Annotated in this window: 14 protein-coding genes; 8 read left to right on the forward strand and 6 right to left on the reverse strand. The window is 57.8% G+C overall.

The window, feature by feature from the left end; genetic code table 11:
* The first annotated feature begins 11 nt into the window (after positions 1–11).
* From PL599_RS01860 to PL599_RS01875, 4 genes are all read left to right on the forward strand, one after another.
* Positions 12–560, forward strand: a complete 549-nt coding sequence (locus tag PL599_RS01860) for a cupin domain-containing protein (RefSeq protein WP_006315224.1) — start codon at positions 12–14, stop codon at positions 558–560.
* 618 nt (positions 561–1,178) lie between these two features.
* On the forward strand, positions 1,179–1,859 hold the full coding sequence (locus PL599_RS01865) for a sugar transferase (protein ID WP_077984348.1): 681 nt from the start codon (positions 1,179–1,181) through the stop codon (positions 1,857–1,859).
* 194 nt (positions 1,860–2,053) lie between these two features.
* Positions 2,054–3,310 (forward strand): polysaccharide biosynthesis/export family protein, encoded by a 1,257-nt coding sequence (locus tag PL599_RS01870; RefSeq protein WP_077984347.1) that lies wholly within the window; start codon positions 2,054–2,056, stop codon positions 3,308–3,310.
* A 7-nt stretch (positions 3,311–3,317) separates the two neighbouring features.
* Entirely contained in the window at positions 3,318–4,586 is a 1,269-nt protein-coding gene (locus PL599_RS01875; protein WP_269823575.1) for an O-antigen ligase family protein, read from the forward strand.
* On the opposite strand, the gene PL599_RS01880 is transcribed toward PL599_RS01875, so the two are convergent.
* The 5 genes from PL599_RS01880 to PL599_RS01900 all read right to left on the reverse strand — a co-directional run bounded on the left by PL599_RS01880 (position 4,583) and on the right by PL599_RS01900 (position 11,954).
* Positions 4,583–5,077 (reverse strand): hypothetical protein, encoded by a 495-nt coding sequence (locus PL599_RS01880; protein WP_142911917.1) that lies wholly within the window; start codon positions 5,075–5,077, stop codon positions 4,583–4,585. The two genes, PL599_RS01875 and PL599_RS01880, sit on opposite strands and share 4 nt — an antisense overlap.
* An 85-nt stretch (positions 5,078–5,162) precedes the next feature.
* A complete protein-coding gene (locus PL599_RS01885; RefSeq protein WP_142911916.1) occupies positions 5,163–6,521 on the reverse strand; it encodes an HlyD family type I secretion periplasmic adaptor subunit in 1,359 nt (452 codons plus the stop codon).
* A gap of 8 nt (positions 6,522–6,529) precedes the next feature.
* Positions 6,530–8,737, reverse strand: coding sequence for a type I secretion system permease/ATPase (locus tag PL599_RS01890; protein WP_269827324.1), 2,208 nt, complete (start codon positions 8,735–8,737; stop codon positions 6,530–6,532).
* 83 nt (positions 8,738–8,820) lie between these two features.
* On the reverse strand, positions 8,821–10,839 hold the full coding sequence (locus tag PL599_RS01895) for a hypothetical protein (protein WP_269824169.1): 2,019 nt from the start codon (positions 10,837–10,839) through the stop codon (positions 8,821–8,823).
* Positions 10,840–10,985: 146 nt separating this feature from the next.
* Entirely contained in the window at positions 10,986–11,954 is a 969-nt protein-coding gene (locus tag PL599_RS01900) for a fibrinogen-binding protein (RefSeq protein ID WP_269824168.1), read from the reverse strand.
* Between the two features lie 911 nt (positions 11,955–12,865).
* Between PL599_RS01900 and PL599_RS01905 the strand changes: the two genes are divergently transcribed.
* Positions 12,866–13,639, forward strand: a complete 774-nt coding sequence (locus tag PL599_RS01905; RefSeq protein ID WP_077984341.1) for a helix-turn-helix transcriptional regulator — start codon at positions 12,866–12,868, stop codon at positions 13,637–13,639.
* A gap of 59 nt (positions 13,640–13,698) precedes the next feature.
* Here PL599_RS01905 and PL599_RS01910 read toward each other — a convergent pair whose 3' ends face one another.
* Positions 13,699–14,049 carry a hypothetical protein gene (locus PL599_RS01910; RefSeq protein ID WP_080795921.1) on the reverse strand — a complete coding sequence of 117 codons (351 nt, stop codon included), beginning with the start codon at positions 14,047–14,049 and terminating at the stop codon, positions 13,699–13,701.
* Between the two features lie 392 nt (positions 14,050–14,441).
* Between PL599_RS01910 and PL599_RS01915 the strand changes: the two genes are divergently transcribed.
* The 3 genes from PL599_RS01915 to PL599_RS01925 are packed head-to-tail and all read left to right on the forward strand — an operon-like array spanning position 14,442 to position 18,383.
* Entirely contained in the window at positions 14,442–15,464 is a 1,023-nt protein-coding gene (locus PL599_RS01915; RefSeq protein ID WP_269824167.1) for a UDP-glucuronic acid decarboxylase family protein, read from the forward strand.
* A 1-nt stretch (position 15,465) separates the two neighbouring features.
* Positions 15,466–16,449, forward strand: coding sequence for a UDP-glucose 4-epimerase GalE (galE, locus tag PL599_RS01920; RefSeq protein WP_077984338.1), 984 nt, complete (start codon positions 15,466–15,468; stop codon positions 16,447–16,449).
* Positions 16,446–18,383, forward strand: a complete 1,938-nt coding sequence (locus PL599_RS01925; RefSeq protein ID WP_416172491.1) for a glycosyltransferase family 2 protein — start codon at positions 16,446–16,448, stop codon at positions 18,381–18,383. The genes galE and PL599_RS01925 overlap by 4 nt, the downstream gene beginning before the upstream one ends.
* Positions 18,384–18,390 lie beyond the last annotated feature (7 nt).

Below are 18,390 nucleotides of genomic sequence, written 5' to 3' on the forward strand. Positions count from 1 at the left end.
GAGGCTTGCGCATGTCGGTGGATTTAGGCGGACGTTTGCGCCATTTGCGGCTGCGTCACAATATTTCCCAGCGCGAACTGGCACGGCGTGCCGGAGTCACCAATTCAACGATTTCGCTGATTGAGAGCAACACGTCGAACCCATCCGTCGGCGCGCTGAAACGCATTCTCGATGGCATACCGATCGGTCTTGCCGAGTTTTTCGCCTTCGAGCCGGAAACCAGCCGCAAGGCCTTTTACCGGGCGGATGAACTGGTTGAAATCGGCAAGGGGCCGATTTCCTTCCGGCAGGTGGGGGAGAATGTTTTCGGCCGCAGCCTGCAAATCCTGAAGGAATGTTACCAGCCGGGCGCCGATACCGGCAAGGTTCCGCTGGTTCACGATGGCGAAGAAGGCGGCATCATCCTCTCAGGGCGTCTGGAAGTAACTGTCGATGAGGAGAGGCGGGTGCTTGGCCCCGGTGATGCCTATTATTTCGAAAGCCGCAGGCCCCACCGCTTCCGTTGTGTCGGTCCGGTGCCCTGCGAAGTGATCAGTGCCTGCACGCCACCGACCTTCTGATTCCCGCCATATCCGGTGGTTTGTGGCACCGGTGATAGGGTGAAATCCCGCCGGGCGAAGAAAAAACGCCACGAGCTACGGCAATTTTGCGTGGCTGCTATGACGGGAATGCGGTTCCTCGCCACGCTTTTGCCGTCTTTGCGCCCTCCTTGCGATTTTTCCATCGCTTTTTATTGGCGTAGCGACAATGACGGGCAAAAAATCCCGGCCAATATGTCAAATTTTATATGCATTGCCAAAATCTTGCTGCGATGCAAAAAACTTTAATAGTCTTTTCGAGAGATGCCTTTTCTTGGCGTTCCTGTCCCATCTGCGCAAGTCATAAGAAACATATAAGAAAAGACCGCCGAAGGTCCAAAACCCAATACATGGCGCGGCACTACCCATGCTCTCCACACATGGCCGTCGGCGCATTTGTTGCTTTTTTATGCAACCGTTAATATTGCTCGGACGTTGATCGGCCGTTCGCGCAAGAAATCGCATAGACGGTTATGGCCAATGTGCCTTACAAAAAATCCATTAGCATCAAATTCCGAACACAGACTTGTTATCTCCTTTAGACGGAAAGACGCGCCTCCGGGCACCGACCAATCGCAAAACATAAATGGAGTTCTCTCTATGAAGTCCGCGACCCAATCGGCTGAACAGACACTCAGCAGCTCCGAAGATTTCGATGTCAGTTTCCCTATCGGGGGCATCGCAAAACGCAGCTTCGATATGACATCGGCTGCGCTTGCGCTGCTCATCTTCAGCCCGATATTCCTGTTGATCGCCGTGCTGGTGAAGTTGTCCGATCCCGGCCCGATCTTTTATGGTCACCGGCGTGTGGGGCATAATGGCCGCTATTTCCATTGCCTGAAATTCAGGACGATGGCGATGAACGGTGATGAGATTCTCCGGCAATATCTTGCGGCCAATCCGGAAGCGGCCGAAGAATGGCGCGCCACCCGCAAGCTCAAGAACGACCCGCGGGTTACTGCCGTCGGCGCCGTGTTGCGCAAGCTCTCGCTCGACGAACTGCCGCAGCTTCTCAACATCATCCGCGGCGAAATGAGCGTCGTTGGCCCACGCCCGGTCGTCGATGAAGAATTGAGTTATTATGAGAGCGCCGCCGCTTATTATCTCAGCACCCGCCCGGGCCTGACCGGCCTGTGGCAGATCAGCGGCCGCAACGACGTATCCTACAAGACACGCGTCGCTTTCGACACGCACTATGTGCAGAACTGGTCGATGCGTCAGGATGTCTTCATCATCGTCAAGACCATACCCGCCGTGTGCCTTTCACGCGGAAGCTACTGAAAACCGATATTGAGTTCGGCTTTATCGATCTTCGTTTCGACACGCACCCCGACCGGGATCCCAAGTCCGGTCTTTGGGTGCGTCATTGGTGCTAATCATACCGGCCGCTTTTCGCGGCGCTGCGCAGACGGCCCTGCCCAGTTGCGCGACGGCCGGCTCGCCCGTGTGGCGATCCGCTAACAGGGAGTTTCCCGATGAACGGCTTGTCTGCCGCCCGCCGCCCGTTTGTGGCCTTCGTATTTGCCGCTTCCGTCGCCCTTTCCGCGCCGCTCTCCGCCATGGCTGCGGATGGCGCCCAATATAAGCTCGGTACCGCTGACAAGCTGCGTATCCGCGTTGCCGAATGGCAGCCGGCGGATGGCAGCATCCGCAACTGGGATGTGATCAACGGTGATTATTCCGTCGGTCCGTCGGGGGCGCTGTCTCTGCCTTTCATCGGCCAACTGGATGTTGCGGGCAAGACCCCATCGGAGGTCAGTGAAGAGATTGGAGCCCAGCTTCAGAGCAAGTTCGCCCTTCGCAACCTGCCTTCGGCCTCCGTCGAAATCGCGCAGTTCCGGCCGATCTTCTTGAGCGGCGATGTGCAGACGCCGGGTGAATATCCCTATGCCGCCAATCTCACGGTGCTGAAGGCGGTCAGCCTTGCCGGGGGTCTGCGGCGCTCGGATGCCGGGCAGCGTTTTGCCCGCGACTTCATCAATGCCCGCGGTGACGCAGCCGTCTATGACAATCAGCGCGCAAGGCTGCTTGCCCGTCAGGCGCGGCTGATTGCCGAGGTCAAGGGTGACGCGACCATCGCCAAGACGCCTGAAATGGAAAAGATCGGCGATATCGACCTGCTGCTGGCCAGCGAAAGCGCGCTGATGAAATCGCGCACCGAACGTTACACCCTGCAACTCAAGGCGCTAACGGACCTCCACGCCCTTCTGGAGAGCGAAGTCGAATCCCTGAAGAAGAAATCGGAAACGCAGAACCGTCAGCTCCAGCTTGCCAACGAGGACCGCGACCGCGTCAACCGGCTGAACGAGCAGGGGCTTGCGCTGTCGCAACGGCGTATTTCTGCGGAAGAACGCGCCGCGGAAGTGGAATCCAACCTGCTCGATATCGATACGCAGTCGCTGCGCGCCAAACAGGATATCAACAAGGCGACCCAGGACGAGATCAACCTGCGCAACGACTGGGTGGCGCAGCGCTCCAAGGAACTGCAGGACACGGAAGCGGAACTGGACAAGCTTAACCTGCAGCTGACCACCAGCCGCGAATTGATGTCGGAAGCGTTGGCGCAATCGGCAGAAGCGATCCGTTTCGATCCGTCGGGCAAGTCCGCGACGATCAGCTATGTCGTGGTGCGTGAGGAAAACGGCAAGCCGAAGGAGCTGAAAGTGGATGAAAACGCCATGCTCCAGCCCGGCGATGTCATCAAGGTCTCGTCTGAAATCCTGATGCAGTGAGGTTTTTATGCGGATCGCCAAATCGGCGCTGATCGATCCCGAACTTAATGAAATTTACGGAATGGCGGCGGTTGCGCTGTCATTCTTCGTCTTCGCTTACTCGTCGCGTTTCGGGCAAATCTCGGTTCTGGCCTATTATGGCATGTGGCTGCCGCTGGTGGTGGTCGATTATCGGCGCGTGCTCGGCAATTATCCGCGCTATCTCTGGATATTCGCCTTCGGCATATTGACGGCTCTGTCCAGTTTCTGGTCGGAAGCGGTTTCGGTGACCATGCGTGCCTCCATCCAGTATATGACGCATATCGTCTGCGCGCTGATCGCCATGCGGGTGATCTCGATCGGGACGCTGACGCGCGGTGCGCTGATCGGCATCGCCGTCGTTCTGCTTTATTCGCTGCTGTTCGGCATTTATCTCTTCGATGCGCTGGATGGCACCTATAGTTTCGTTGGCGCTTTCTCTTCCAAGAACCAGCTCGGCTTTTATGCCTCGCTCGGCGTCATTTTTGCCGCGGCATCGGTGCTGGTGCTCAAGCAAAAGGGCATCTGGTTGCCGATTGCCGGCGTCACCGGGCTCCTGTCGGCCTATAGCCTCCTTGCGTCCCAATCGGCCACATCCACTATTACCACGGCGGCGGTGGTCGTGCTCATCATCGGCTTCATTCCCATCGGCATGCTTTCGCCGGCGAACCGAAAGATGACGTTTTTTGTGCTCGGTGGTCTCGGCGCATTGCTGGCGGTCGCTTCCCTGCAATTCGGCCTGCTGGACGCCATTCTCGGCATTTTCGGCAAGGATTCGACGTTGACCGGCCGAACCTACCTCTGGCAGCAGGGCATCGAGGCGGCGAAACAGACGCCGATCCTCGGTGTCGGTTATCAGGGGTTCTGGGTTGCGGGTTTTCCCGATGCCGAACGGTTGTGGAACGATTTCTTCATTACCGGCCGCAGCGGCTTTCATTTCCATAATACCTACATCGAGACCGTGGTGGAAAACGGCTTTGTCGGCATGCTGCTGCTTGGCATGGTGCTTTATGGCACTTTGCTCGGGCATCTGCGCTCGGTGCTGATGCGCAAGAGCGATCCGCAGGGCGTCATCCTGTTTGCGATCTGCGCCCTGTTTGTCGTGCGTTCCTTCGTAGAGATCGACATCATCTTCCCCTACCAGATAGGTTCGTTCCTGCTTTATTTCGCGGCCGGGAAACTATGTCTTCCGGCAAGGGTTTCCGAGGGGAGCGAGCAACACCCGGCAATCGGAATGCGGTTGCAAACGAGAGCCTAGAGATAATCCGCCGAGACATGCGGACTGGCGTGAATGAAACTCCACATGTCCTTGCTGACATCGACGATGTCGGCGATCGATTTTTCGAGCAGCCCGATTTCTTTCTCGTCCATGCGCTCCACCTTCCCGTAGCGCACCTGGCTGTCATCCTCCACCAGCCGCATGAGTTGCGTGCTGGCGATCTCGCCTTTTTCATCGAAGGAATAGATGCAGTGATTATATTTGTTGCGCGTCTTCGCTTCCTTCTTCAGCCGCGCCATGATGGAGAGTATGGTCTTGCGGTCCTTCGCATCGGTGGAAGGAAGCTTCGCCAGGCGCTCGATCAGATCCATGCGCGCCCGTGTGGTGTTAAGCGTCAGGAACACGACGATTGCCGCTTCCTTCTCCACTTTCAGGAGATGGACGATCAGATAGATCATCAGGCTTTCCGTGTTGGTCCACACGTAATTCAGCCTGCCGACCAGCAGCAATACATCCGACATCGCCGCCATGCCCGCTTCCCCCACCCCAAAAGAATTATACGGGCATTATATGCCGACAGGGGCGGGATTGACAGTGTAAATCCCTGTTATTTCTTCATCTTTCCTTGAAAGCGCGGGACATGCTGTCGGAGATCGGTTTGGTCAGATATTCGAAGAAGGTACGCTCCGAGGTCTGGATCAGCACGTCGGCCGGCATGCCGGGCACGGGATGGAAATTATGGACCTTGGCGATCTCTTCGTCGGGTATCTGGACGCGCACGATATAGACGTCCTTGACCTGAAGGCCGGCATTTTCCTCGATACTGTCGGCCGAAACGTAAAAGACCTTGCCGTTCAGAACTGGCGTGGTGCGGCGGTTGAGCGCTGAGAGGCGGATTGCGGCGGTCTGCCCTTCATGCAGCTGGTCGATGGAGGTTCTGAGCACCTGTGCCTCGAGAATGAGGGGAACATGGGCGGGCAGGATTTCCATGATCGGCTTGCCTGTCGTGATGACGCCCCCAGGCGTGTGATAATAGGCGCGCACCACGGTGCCGTTGACGGGGGAGCGGATGATGGTGCGTTCCAGCACTTCAGCCGCGCCGCGCACCTGTTCGCGTACGCTGTCGAGATCGGATTCGGCGGTTTCCAGCGCATCGAGCGCCGCCTGCTTGTTGGCGTTGACGGCAATGACCGCTTCCTGCCGGAACTTGGCGATTTCCGCCTCGCTCTGGTTCATCTCGCCGCTCAGCCGGGCTATATCGCCCATGGCGTCGGCGATGGCGCGCTCCAGCGCCAGCATGTCGGTCTTGCGGATGACGCCGTTCTTGGCGAGCCGTTCCTTGGAGTCGCGCTCCTGTGTCAAAAGCGCCAATTGCCGGTCGAAGGATTGTTTTTGACCTTCATACCCCGCATAGCGGAACTCCAGCGACTTGATGTTCTTGTCGATAAGGTTCAGCTGCTCTTCCAGCTTGATGAGCTTGCTGTGGAACACGATGTTCTGGCTCTGGATGATGGAAGTGATATCCGGATCGCCGGCTTCCTTCATGACGATATCGGGCACCTTGAAGCTTTTTGCGCCCTGGGCCTCGGCGCGTAGGCGCACCACGATGGTTTCGAGGCGAAGCCGCCGCAGTTGCAGCATGCGCTCGTTGGCAAGCGCCGTCGTCTTGTCCAGCGTCAGAAGGACATCGCCTTCCTTGACCGTGTCGCCTTCGCTGACCATCATTTCCTTGATGATGCCGCCTTCCAGATGCTGCACCACCTTGTTGTTGCCGGTGGCGACGAAACTGCCCTGCGCGATGATGGCGGAAGAGAGCGGTGCGGTGCCGGCCCAGAATCCGAAGCCGCCGAATGAGGCGAGCAGCATGGCAAGGCCGATCGAACTGTGAAGGCGGATCGAGCGCGGCACCTCGCTGTACCACTCCAGCTGGCCCTGGGGTTTGACTTCGGCAATGGTGGTTTTCTTTTTGAACATGACGGTCCTCAACCCTCGATTTGCGGGGACTGGTTAGCCTGGCGGCCATTGCCGGAAAGCGCCTTCAGCACGTCCATCCTTTCGCCGAACATGGCGACCGATCCGTCTTTCAGCACCATGATCTTGTCGACGCATTGAAGCAGCGCCGGCCGCTGGGTGATAGTGACGGTGGTGATGCCCTGTCTTTTGGCGTGCAGCAGCGCCTTGGCCAGCGCCTGTTCGCCCTGTGTATCCAGATTGGAGTTCGGCTCATCCAAAACCACGAATTTGGGATCGCCGAAGAAGGCGCGGGCAAGCGCGATACGCTGTTTCTGGCCGCCTGAAAGCGGCGCGCCATCGGCGGCGACCACGGTCTCATAACCCTGTGGGAAACCGGCGATCAGTTCGTGCACATCCGCCAGTACCGCGGCCTCGTAAATCTGCCGGTCTTCGACATCGTCGCGCATGCGGCAGATGTTGGCCTTGATGGTGCCGGGGAAAAGCTGAACATCCTGCGGCAGGTAGCCGATGCTTTCACCGAATTGCCGCTGGTCCCAGTTACGCAAATCCATGAGGTCGAGGCGCACATTGCCTGACGTAGGCAGGATGGAGCCGACCAGCATCTTGCCGAGCGTCGTCTTGCCGGAGCCGGAATTGCCGATGATGGCGAGCGATTCCCCTTTTTTCAGCGAAAAGGAAATGCCGTTCAAGATCACCTTCTTCTGCGGCGGCGGTACGAAGAGGATGCGCTCGACGTCGAGACGCCCTTCCGGGTTGGGCAGGCGCAGGCGCGGGAAATTTAGCGGCGAATTGACGAGAAGCTGTTTGATGCGGCCATAGGAGGCGGCAGATTTGTTGAACTGGTGCCAGCCTTCGATCGCGCCCTCGATGGGCGCCAGCGCGCGGCCGGAGATGATGGAGGCCGCGATCACCATGCCGCCGGTCAGTTCGCCGGATAGCGACAGATGCGCGCCCCAGCCGAGCAGAGCCACCTGGGTGATCATGCGCGCCGCCTTGGAGACGCCTGAGAACATGATGTTGCGATCCTGCGCCGCCACATGCGATTTCAGCGAACCGGCGGTTTCGCGGCCCCACATCTTCACCGCTTCGGGGATCATGGCGAGCGCATTGATGATCTGCGAATTGCGCGACATGGAATCGAGGTGGAAATTGGCGCGGCTGAGATAACCTGATGCTTCGGCGAACTGTCTCGCAGTGAAGCGCTGGTTCAGCCAGGCGATGGTGAACAGCACGACGCAACAGACCATGATGATGATGCCGAGATGCGGATGGACGAGATAGACCACCACGATGAAGAGCGGCATCAATGGCGCGTCGAGAAAGGCGATGAGCGTACCGGAGGTAAGGAAGGCGCGCAATTGCTGCAGATCTTGCAGGGTCTGATAGTCCTTGCCGTTGCCATGCAGGGAGGCGCGGGCGGCGGCGGACAGGATCGGCGCGCCCAGCTGCACCTCGAGTTCAACGGCGGTGCGCATCAGGATGAAGCGGCGGATGGCGTCCATGAAGGCCTGCAGGAGAACCGCGCCAATGACGGCGACAGTCAGCATCACCAACGTATCCATCGAGCGGCTGGTCAGAACCCGGTCGGAAATCTGGAACAGATAGAGCGGGATGGAGAGCAGCAGGATGTTGATGGCGACCGTGAACAGCATCACCACCACCATGTTGCGCCGCACGGCGGCGATGCCCTTGGCAAGGCTTGCGGCGAAATTGATCGGCTCGCTGCGTTTGTGAAAACCGCTCTGGCTTCCACCGCCGCCGCCGCCACCACCGCCACCACCGCCATTGTCCGTCGGCTCCTTGCCGCCGCCGCCCGTCACCGGCCGGCGTTCGTTTTCACGGACCGGCCCGTCATTATTGTCGATGGTCTTGACGAAAGGCAGGTCGCCATTGTCGATCTTGGCCTGTGGTTCCGGCGGGGAGGCGGGTTGCCTATCCCGTTGAGGTGCCGGCCGTTCTGGAGGAACATCCCGTAATTGTTCCGCCTGATCGGTTTTTGCATGGGGTTGGGAGATAACTTGTGGGGAGGCGGTCTGCGCGGGGGATGAAACGGTTTTTGCCGTCTGTTGCGCACCGGATAACTGGCGCAGGTTCTCGACGGCTTCATTGATTGCTGAAATACAGGCATCCGTCAGCTTGCTGTCTTCCGCTTCCTGATCCAGCGGCAAGTCAAGCGAGCGTCCGTCGGCGATGTTTTTTCTTGAAATATGATCCATTTTATATCGGTCCCCTCGGTGATCTAGCGGTGTTTGCGGTTCCGGCTGCAGCGGGGTGCGTTTGCAGCCCCGCTTGCCGGAGATTACGCAACGACCGTCTGCATGACGTCGGCCGGATGGGCATTCGACCATGACAGGTCGTGACCGGCATTGATGACGCCATTGGATTCGTTTTCGATGGTGGCGGGATCGTCGTGAAGAAAGGCGATGACCTCGTTCGCCAGCTGGCCTTGCTGGGGTTGTGACATGTCGTTTTCGATGATGCCGCCCTGTATCAGTATGGCGTCGGAATAAACGCCGCCGGCGACATAGGTGGTGGAGCCGAAGCTGTCGTAGTCGATGATCTGCGCCAGATTGACGACGGCATTGCTGCCGGTGTCGACATGGATGGTGGCGTCCTCGTTATTTTCGGCGAGCTTGGCGGCCGCCTGCGTCACATCGTCGGAATCGCCCAGTACGCTCACCTGTTTTATGATGCTGACGTCATAAAAATTGCCGGTGATGTAGAGGACGTTTAGACCCTCATAGCCGCCGAAATTGACGTCATGAGCAAGCGCATCCGGCATGTTGGGATCGCGCTCGTTGATGGCGTTCACCGTCTGGTTCATATAATCCGGCATGGTTTCGAAACGGTCGTTGCTGCCGACGTTGTGAATGGCGGCATCGTTCCACAGCAGGTTGTTGCCGGACTGGATGGTGGCGCCTGCCGGTGCATCGGGATTGGCGCGCGCCCAGTCATTGTCGTAAAGCACGGCCATCTGACTGATGATGTTCATGTCCAGCACATTGCCGCCGACGATGATCAGGTCGTATTGCATGCCGATGCCGAGGAAATTCGCAATGTTGAGCGCGGCGTTCCCGCCTGTCAGCAGGCTTACGGTGGCGCCCGAGGTCGTTATCGTCAGCGTGTCGTTGTCGCTGACGAACTGGTATTGCTCGATCCAGTGCACGAAGGAAACGTCGCCTTCCAGCACGCTGACGCGCCAGGCGGTGGGAAATATCGGCGGTTCGCCGTTTTCCTGGCTGCTGTTCTCCGTGTTTTCCGCGCCCGGATAGACGCTGCGCTCGAAGCTGGCGATATTGAAGGCTGCCGTTGCCGCCTGATCTTCCGCGCGTGTGAAAACGGAGTCGATCTCGTCCCGGTCGCTATAGATATAGGCTTGGGTGATCGCGTCGATCTGGTGATAGTCGCCCATGACGGCGGTGACAGAGGTCATGACACCGGTATTGACCAACGTGGCGATGTTGGCGACGACATTGGCGCCTGCGGCTACATCGAGGCTGTTGCCGGCAGGGCTGTCCTCATGCAGTGAAACATCGCTCTTTTCCGGCTCTTCCGCCGGCTTGGCGATACCGCGATCAGGCATGTAGTCGTCGAGCATCGGCTTTTCGCCGGTTACCGAGCCGTTGATATAAAGCCCGTCGATGTCGTGGCCGGCGAGAACGAAATCCTGATCCGCGCCTGTGCCGAGCGACGTCACGTCGTTTTCGCGGGCGTGATCGATATAGTCGTGCGCAGATTTGGCCAGCGCCTGCAGGGCATCGTAATTGTCTGTGCGCTGGAAACCGGCAAAAGGCGTGAAGGTGGACGCCTCACTGTAGAACTCGACGGTGCGCGCGGTGACAAAGCTCGTATCGCGGGCCGCATAGGGGCCGTCCGTCATGTTCAGGTAGTCGTCGTCCTGAAGAATATTGACCTGCGCCACATGTGCGATGACCGAGCCGGGACCGGTGTGAACCACCAGTTCGTGCTCCTCCTCGAACGAAAGACGGCCGGGAAAACGGAAATGGGCGGCGGAAATATCGATAGGGACAGCATTTGCGAGCTGCTGCATGTCGTATTCGACCATGCGCGCGAAATGCGGCTGCAGATAATCGAAATCATAATAACCGGCGCGGTAGTTGACGTCGGGATCGTAGTCCTTGAGCGCAACATCGTAATTTTTGTCGAGTAGTTTTGCCGCCTCATCGTCCGGCAGACGGTCCGGATTTGAGTGCGCCGGGCCTTCGCTGTAGTTGCTTCTCAGACGCGCTTCCTCGATCACCGTGTCGAACAGGCCGATGAAATGCGCAATCATGTCCGAAATCTTGTCGATATGCATCGGAGGTCCCTCCCTGATCGCTGCGGCTGACGGGGAGGCGGGCGGCACACGTCTCAGAGGCGGTGCTTCGTTTTAACCAACCTGGTCGTTCAACCGCAAGCTGCACCGGCATCTGCCGGTGCAGCTATTTTCTCGAGAGGCGCTCGTCAGGCGCTGGTATCCTCACCGACGTCAGATACATGCGAGTTACCGCCTGTGATCGTGACATCAACTGCATTGGAGAGCATGTTGGCGCCCTGCACCAGTTCCAGATGGAAGCCGGAATTTGCAAGGATTGCCGATGCATCCGCAGTGCTGGTGCCTGCTGCGTCGTCGCCGGCCTTGAGGTCCCAACCCTTGCCGTCCATGCCTTCGGCGCCGTAGGCGTCACCGGCATTGGCGCTCAGGTGGTTTTCAGCGCCGCCGTTCTGCATCTTGACGTCGTAGGCCATATCCTGATCGGCCAGGTGGTTGGCCTGTACCATGCTGAAGCCGGAGTCATTGCCGGCGCCGTTGAGCGAGCCGTTGAGGATATTGTCGACATCGAGGGTGAAGGAGAAGTCGTCACCCAGATTGAAGGTGAGATCTCCGCCGGCGACGCCGAGGTTGCCGACATCCTTGACGCCCATGATGTTGCCGAAGTCGTCATCAGACTTGTAGAAACTGTCTGCGGAGTTGAAGCTGTCGGAGGTCGTGGTGGTCTTGGTGGAGGTGTCGTTGTCGGAATAGGAGAACGTCTTGTTGTCCGTATCCGTAATTGTCTTCACATTGGTATCGTTGTCGCTGTACGACTTGCTTTCATAGCTCCAGTCGTAGTCGGTTTTGATATCAGTGCTGGTTTCGGTGCTTGTTTTGACGGTCGTGTCGTTGTCGCTATACGACTTGCTGTCATAGCTCCAGTCATAGTCGTTGTCGCGATTGTCACCGTTATTGGCGTCGACATCGATCTTGGCGTCAACATCCACATTGGTGCTGTTGTCGCTGTTGTCGTTGTTGCGGTTTTCGCCGTTTGCGGTGCCGACATTGCTGTCATCGACCTCGGCGTCATTGGTCGAGGTGTTGGCAAAACCCTCGGAAAGCGCGCCGATCTTGGTGATATCGTCGTCGCTGCCAGATGCCTTGTGATCATAACCCATTTCGATTTCCTCCGAAAAAGCTCGGAGCAGCTTTCGAAATCCCTCTCATCTAAAACGGGATTTTTATCGCGCTTGCTCCAGGTAGCATGAAGATTGATGTTTTGCAGATGCACTCGGTACGCATCATCTGCGGTTCGGTATTGGCCCGTGAACGGGCTCTTTTCGTTCAGCCCTTGTGCGCTACTCGGTAAAAAGGCGCACAAATCCGTTCCTCGCTCCAGCAGGGAGCGCGGTGGCTTCGTCTTTTTGCTTGCATGTTTTCTTGAAAAGGGACCGGCGTTTTTCAAACACACGTCAAGGCCGGAGGTGTCTTTCCATCGGCCGCCGTTCAGCGACGGTCAGACTGTGCCGCAGAAAAAGTGCGCTTCCTAGATATCAATTCGGGCTAAACATATCGGCACTGTTACCCCGAATATATATGCCGCAGGGTTGTCCGGTGTGCCGCGTCGTAGGTTTGGCCGGAGATTAAGAGGGTTTCGGCGGGTAAAGAGGGCTCTTTGAAACCAGGGTTAATTGCGGCGGGAAATGATCTTTATCCCGGAAAGGAACAGCTCCGCGCTTCGTTCGCTGGCAAGCTATGTAAAGGGATATCAACCAAAAGTTATATATTCCCGGATTGCAAAACCACAGCGAAAGCTTTTCCGATGCGCCTGTTTTTGTGGGCGTTCCCGAATAGGTGATTCTATTGCTTCGTAGCCTGTTTTGTATGTCAATTGTAAAAAATAACCCGTTTGGGCCATTTATTTACACAGCTTTTCGTATTAGCGTGTATTAATTAACGGGTGATTAATAATAGTTGACAGGACTTAAAGCGGAGATTCACCCCCAAGTATAAGGGGGGAAGATAGCCGGCGGACAACAGGCTGCACAACCAAAAGAAAGTAATGCGTAAGCGCTTGAGGGAGGCATCAATGTTCATGGGGACGTCAGATTATGCGGCAAAACAAAAAAACGCCGTTGCTCCTATAAATGGAACTTTATTGATCATAGCGGATCCGGACCTGTTTTCCGAGTGCCTCATGGAGGCGCTGGGCAAAAAGTTCCCCACATTCGCGGTGGTAAGCGTGAGGTCGTCGGGGAAGATCGAAGACGATTACGGTAATAATGTACGGCTGGTTTTGCCTTACCGCATGTCTGGCGATCGTCTTCACGCCGTTCTATCGGAGGTTCGGGCAAAACACCCCGATGCGCCGATCGCGCTCGTTGTCGAAACCATCGAGAAATTCGAGGAGTCGTTGAAAAGACTGGTGGGAATGCGGGTCATTGACGGCGTGTTGCCGCTCAACCTCAGGCTCGATGTCTTCATGGCGGCCGTCGATCTGCTGATGAAGGGCGGAGAACATTTTCCGGCTGCCCTTCTCGGCAAGCTCACGCCCTATTCTTCTTCCGTCAGCGGCAAGAGCGTTCAAAGCAACGCCGTTATCGCCAACCGCGCCGATGCGCTTGCCGCAGGCAGGAGCGACGTGGCGGCGCTGACGACACGCGAGGTGCAAATCCTCGATCTGCTTTGCAAGGGAACGCAAAACAAGATCATTGCTGATCGGCTGCATCTGTCCGAGAACACCGTCAAGGTTCACGTTCGCAATATCTATAAGAAAATGAACGTGCGCAACCGCACGGAGGCTGCGTCGCGCTTCTTTAACAAGGACGAAGACACGACCTTCCCCGGCGGCTGGAAGAACTGAGCGTCAGGACGGAGAGAGCCGTCCGGACGCCGGTTCCTTCCGGTGTTTCTCCAGGAGGCTCAGGGCCTCAGGAAGCAGCGGGATTTCTGCCCGAATCCGCTCGGTGAGCAGATATAGGGAGATGAACCCGAGTAGGACTGTCGCGATATCGCGGGCGTGTCCGAGGCGTCGGCAACGAGCGTAACAGCCGCGTTGCCGGTTTTTTGATAACCGTAGGACGCCTTCGCCGGAGCGACCCGGCCTTGGATCGCGGCGGTATTGGCCGACGCGGTCTTGATGAGAACGGCGTCTTCGACCACGGAGCATGAAGCCGTCGCGAAGGTGAAGGTTACAAGTGCCGCGGCAATAAGCGCGAACCGACAATGGCGGGCTGCTTTGCCGCTATGGGAATAAGGCATTTCATTCGTCATGTGTGTCCCCTGAAATCGACTATCTGTCGCATCTCGCCGGGCGGTTTTGTTCCCGGTGGACCGAGCCTTACAAAACCAGCATAGCCCCGACTGGTTGAGCGAAGCTTGCGCTAATGCTCAATAAGAAAGGCATAATAGAGGCATAGTTAAAAAGTATTAAATCAAGGGCTATTTCGAGTTGTTTTGGGTAATCAATTGTAATATTTCGATAAAATGAAGTTGACCTGTTTTCTTCTGCGCCTATCATGAAAGTTGAAATTTATCCGATCGAAAATATTAACCTCCAAAAGAAGTAAAAACCGGAGGGTGGTACTAAATACATCTTACAATCTGGGGTTTGATCCAGTTTAGGTGAATCAGCTGCGCTGATTTCTCTTGGGGAGGAGTGTGTAATGCGTAATTTCGTTCCCAACGAACACGACAACGGCGTCACCATCTACTCCGAATGGAGACCTGGCCAACGCGTTCTCGTTAACGGCGGCGCCGGTTTTCTCGGTTCTCATCTCTGTGAACGCCTGCTGAGCAGCGGCCACGAGGTGATCTGTCTCGACGATCTTTCGACCGGACGCACCGCGAATGTGGCGCATTTGTGGGACAATAAGCGGTTTCTGCTGGTCGAGCACGATGTGCGCAAACCCTATGACATCGATGTCTCGCTGATTTTCAACTTCGCTTCACCGGCTTCGCCGCCAGACTATCAGCGCGATCCGGTCGGTACGCTGCTCACCAATGTCCTGGGCGCGGTCAATGTACTGGAAGTGGCGCGCAGATGCGGTGCAACGGTGGTGCAGTCCTCTACCTCGGAAGTCTACGGCGATCCGCACATCAATCCGCAGCCGGAAACCTATTTCGGTAATGTAAATACAATCGGACCGCGAGCTTGCTACGATGAAGGGAAACGCAGCGCCGAAACGCTGTTTTTCGATTATCACCGTAGTTTCGGTGTCGATATCAAGGTGGGACGCATCTTCAACACCTATGGACCGCGCATGCGACCCGACGATGGGCGTGTGGTTTCGAACTTCATCGTCCAGGCTCTGAAGGGCGCTGACATCACCATTTATGGCGATGGCAGCCAGACACGGTCCTTCTGCTATGTCGATGACCTGATCGACGGTTTCCTGCGCTTCTCGGCCAAGCCGAAAGATTGCACCGGGCCGATCAATCTCGGCAACCCGAGCGAAATTCCGGTACGGCAGCTCGCCGATATCGTCATCCGTATGACGGGTTCCCGTTCGCGCATCGTGCATCTGCCTGCTGCGATCGACGATCCGCAGCAACGCCGCCCCGATATTTCACGGGCAAACGAGCTGCTGAGATGGCAACCGCGTGTGCCGCTCGAGATCGGTCTGGAAAAAACCATCGTCTATTTCGATGCACTGCTGGCCGGTAAGGCTGTGGCGGAGGCCGTATGAGATGCCCCGCACAATCCTCGTCACGGGCGGGGCCGGATTCATAGGCAGCCACATCTGCAAGGCGCTTGCCCTCTCCGGCTTCAAGCCCATCGCTTACGACAATCTCTCGACGGGTCACGCGGATTCGGTTCGCTGGGGACCCTTTATCGAGGGCGACATTCTGGATCGCGGCCTTTTGAAAGCCACGCTCAGGGAGTTCTCACCGGCCTTCGTCATCCATTGCGCCGCCAATGCCTATGTCGGTGAGTCCGTCGAGGATCCACGCAAATATTACCGGAACAATGTCGGCGGGAGCCTTTCGCTGCTGGATGCCTGTCTCGACCAGGATATCGGCGGGCTGGTTTTTTCTTCCAGCTGCGCCACCTATGGCGTGCCGCCGCAATTGCCTATCCGTGAGGAGACGGCGCAGATGCCGGTCAATCCTTACGGGCGCACCAAGTTGATCTTCGAGATGGCGCTGGAAGATTATGCTGCTGCCTACGGTCTGCGTTTCGTGGCGCTGCGTTATTTCAATGCCGCCGGCGCCGATCCGGACGGTGAGCTTTACGAGCGCCATGAGCCTGAAACCCATCTGATCCCGCGGGCGCTGATGGCTGCGGCCGCAAGGCTGCCGCGATTGGATGTCTTCGGGGCGGATTACGACACCAGCGACGGCACCTGCATTCGTGATTACATCCATGTCAGCGATCTGGCCGACGCCCATGTTGCCGCCGTCAATTATCTTGCCGATGGCGGAGAGACGCTGCGCGTCAATCTCGGTTCCGGGCACGGTACATCGGTCGGCGATATCATCCGCGCGATCCACCGCGTGACGGGGCAGGAGGTTCCGGTCCATTTCGGCGCACGGCGCGCCGGCGATCCGCCGGCCCTGTTTGCGGATATAAAGCGTGCGGAAGAGACGCTCGGCTTTATTCCGAAGCGTTCGGATATCGACACCATCATCCGCACGGCAGGTCCCGGCTTCGGACTGGAGGTGCGGTCATGAAGATCCGTTCCGCCGCTTCCGTTCCATCGGCCCGTTCGGTCGCGGTTGCCAGCGACCTGAGGATGCAACCGGTCTTCACCGGCTGGAACCGGTTGGCCTATCGCCTCGGCATCGGTGGTTGGCTGGTGACGCTCGCCTGGTTCTGGATCTGGTGGCTTGATCGCGACCGCGTCATCGACTGGCCCTATTACACCGTCGTCACGATCACTCTGGCGTGGATCACGCTTCTGCCGTCCTACTTCATCTTCATCTTCCTGAATGCAAGGGTCGTGGACCGGCGCTCCCCTCTGCCACGGGGCAGGGTGGCGATGGTTGTCACCAAGGCGCCGTCGGAACCCTTCGCGGTGGTGCAAAAGACGCTTCTGGCCATGCTCGATCAGAGAGGGCTGGAATTCGACGTCTGGCTTGCCGATGAGGCTCCCGATGCGGATACGCTGAAGTGGTGTGGTGCGCACGGCGTTTTCGTTTCCACGCGACAGGGCGTTGCCGAATATCATCGCAAGACCTGGCCGCGGCGCACGCGCTGCAAAGAAGGCAATCTCGCCTATTTCTACGATCGTTACGGTTACGAGCGTTATGATTTCGTCGCTCAGTTCGATGCGGATCATGTGCCGGAGCCGGAATATCTCAGCGAGATCATCCGTCCCTTTGCCGATCCGAGAGTTGGCTATGTTTCGGCCCCGAGCATTTGCGACGCCAATGCCAGTGAAAGCTGGGCCGCGCGCGGCAGGCTTTATGCCGAGGCTAGTCTGCATGGCGCGCTGCAGCTGGGTTACAATAATGGCTGGGCGCCTCTGTGCATTGGTTCGCATTATGCCGTGCGCACGAAAGCCCTGTGCGAGGTCGGCGGTCTTGGCCCGGAGCTTGCCGAGGATCATTCCACCACGCTTCTGATGAACGCCGGCGGCTGGCGCGGCGTCCACGCCGTCAACGCCATCGCCCATGGCGACGGCCCGGTGACCTTTGCCGATCTCATCGTGCAGGAATTCCAGTGGTCGCGTAGCCTGATGACTATTCTGCTGCAATATTCAAGGCACTACGTACCGAAGCTGCCTGCGCGCCTGAAGTTCCAGTTCCTGTTTTCGCAGCTCTGGTATCCGCTGTTTTCCGGCTTCATGGCGCTGATGTTCTTGCTTCCCGCTGTTGCGCTGATACGCGGCGATGTACTGGTCAACGCATCCTATCCGGCGTTTCTGGCGCATTTCCTGCCGGTTTCACTAATCATGATCGTCTTTGCCTTCTTCTGGCGGGCCACGGGCGCATTCCGTCCGCACGATGCGAAGCTTTTCAGCTGGGAGGCCATGGTATTTCTGTTCCTGCGCTGGCCCTGGTCGCTGATGGGGGTGCTGGCGGCGATACGCGACACGATCCGTGGCGACTTCGTCGATTTCCGCATCACGCCCAAGGGCATGCAGGCAAAACCGCCGCTACCGCTGAGGGTTGTCGCGCCTTACATCGTACTGGCGGCGCTCAGCCTTGCGGCCATGGTTCTGGCGCCCCGTGAAAACGGGGCGGAGGGTTTCTTCATCTTCGCCGCCATCAATGTGGCGATCTATTCGGGCCTCTGCGTGTTTCTGCTCATCCGTCATGCCACGGAAAACGGCTTGCCCAGGCTGCCGGCATTGCGCGGTGGAGCGACTGCCGCAGCCTGCTCGTTGCTGCTGGCGGCGGGAAGTGCTGTAGAGCTCAGTTCCCATGCAATCGGCGGCCTGGAAGCTCTGTCGCATGGGCAGCCCTATGTGAGTTTTACCGAAACGCGGTTCACGGTCGCCGGCGCGGGTGTGGAAGGTGCGAGATCGGTGCGTCTGAAACTGCGCATTACCGTACCGGGCTTGCGCGAACCGCAGGAAATGCAGGCGGAACCCATCGTGACGCCGCCGCCAGCGGTGGCGCCCGGAGAGATCATGCTGGCCGACAATAGGGTCGGACAATGAAGGAGGA

Source organism: Agrobacterium sp. ST15.16.055 (genome assembly GCF_027956555.1).
Classification (GTDB): domain Bacteria; phylum Pseudomonadota; class Alphaproteobacteria; order Rhizobiales; family Rhizobiaceae; genus Agrobacterium; species Agrobacterium salinitolerans.

Coding starts and splice junctions, on each gene's coding strand:
- PL599_RS01870 (WP_077984347.1), top strand. CDS start 2,054: ATGAACGGCTTGTCTGCCGCCCGCCGCCCGTTTGTGGCCTTCGTATTT.
- PL599_RS01910 (WP_080795921.1), bottom strand. CDS start 14,049: ATGACGAATGAAATGCCTTATTCCCATAGCGGCAAAGCAGCCCGCCAT.
- PL599_RS01875 (WP_269823575.1), top strand. CDS start 3,318: ATGCGGATCGCCAAATCGGCGCTGATCGATCCCGAACTTAATGAAATT.
- PL599_RS01865 (WP_077984348.1), top strand. CDS start 1,179: ATGAAGTCCGCGACCCAATCGGCTGAACAGACACTCAGCAGCTCCGAA.
- galE (WP_077984338.1), top strand. CDS start 15,466: ATGCCCCGCACAATCCTCGTCACGGGCGGGGCCGGATTCATAGGCAGC.
- PL599_RS01915 (WP_269824167.1), top strand. CDS start 14,442: ATGCGTAATTTCGTTCCCAACGAACACGACAACGGCGTCACCATCTAC.
- PL599_RS01885 (WP_142911916.1), bottom strand. CDS start 6,521: ATGTTCAAAAAGAAAACCACCATTGCCGAAGTCAAACCCCAGGGCCAG.
- PL599_RS01900 (WP_269824168.1), bottom strand. CDS start 11,954: ATGGGTTATGATCACAAGGCATCTGGCAGCGACGACGATATCACCAAG.
- PL599_RS01895 (WP_269824169.1), bottom strand. CDS start 10,839: ATGCATATCGACAAGATTTCGGACATGATTGCGCATTTCATCGGCCTG.
- PL599_RS01890 (WP_269827324.1), bottom strand. CDS start 8,737: ATGGATCATATTTCAAGAAAAAACATCGCCGACGGACGCTCGCTTGAC.
- PL599_RS01860 (WP_006315224.1), top strand. CDS start 12: ATGTCGGTGGATTTAGGCGGACGTTTGCGCCATTTGCGGCTGCGTCAC.
- PL599_RS01925 (WP_416172491.1), top strand. CDS start 16,446: ATGAAGATCCGTTCCGCCGCTTCCGTTCCATCGGCCCGTTCGGTCGCG.
- PL599_RS01905 (WP_077984341.1), top strand. CDS start 12,866: ATGTTCATGGGGACGTCAGATTATGCGGCAAAACAAAAAAACGCCGTT.
- PL599_RS01880 (WP_142911917.1), bottom strand. CDS start 5,077: ATGGCGGCGATGTCGGATGTATTGCTGCTGGTCGGCAGGCTGAATTAC.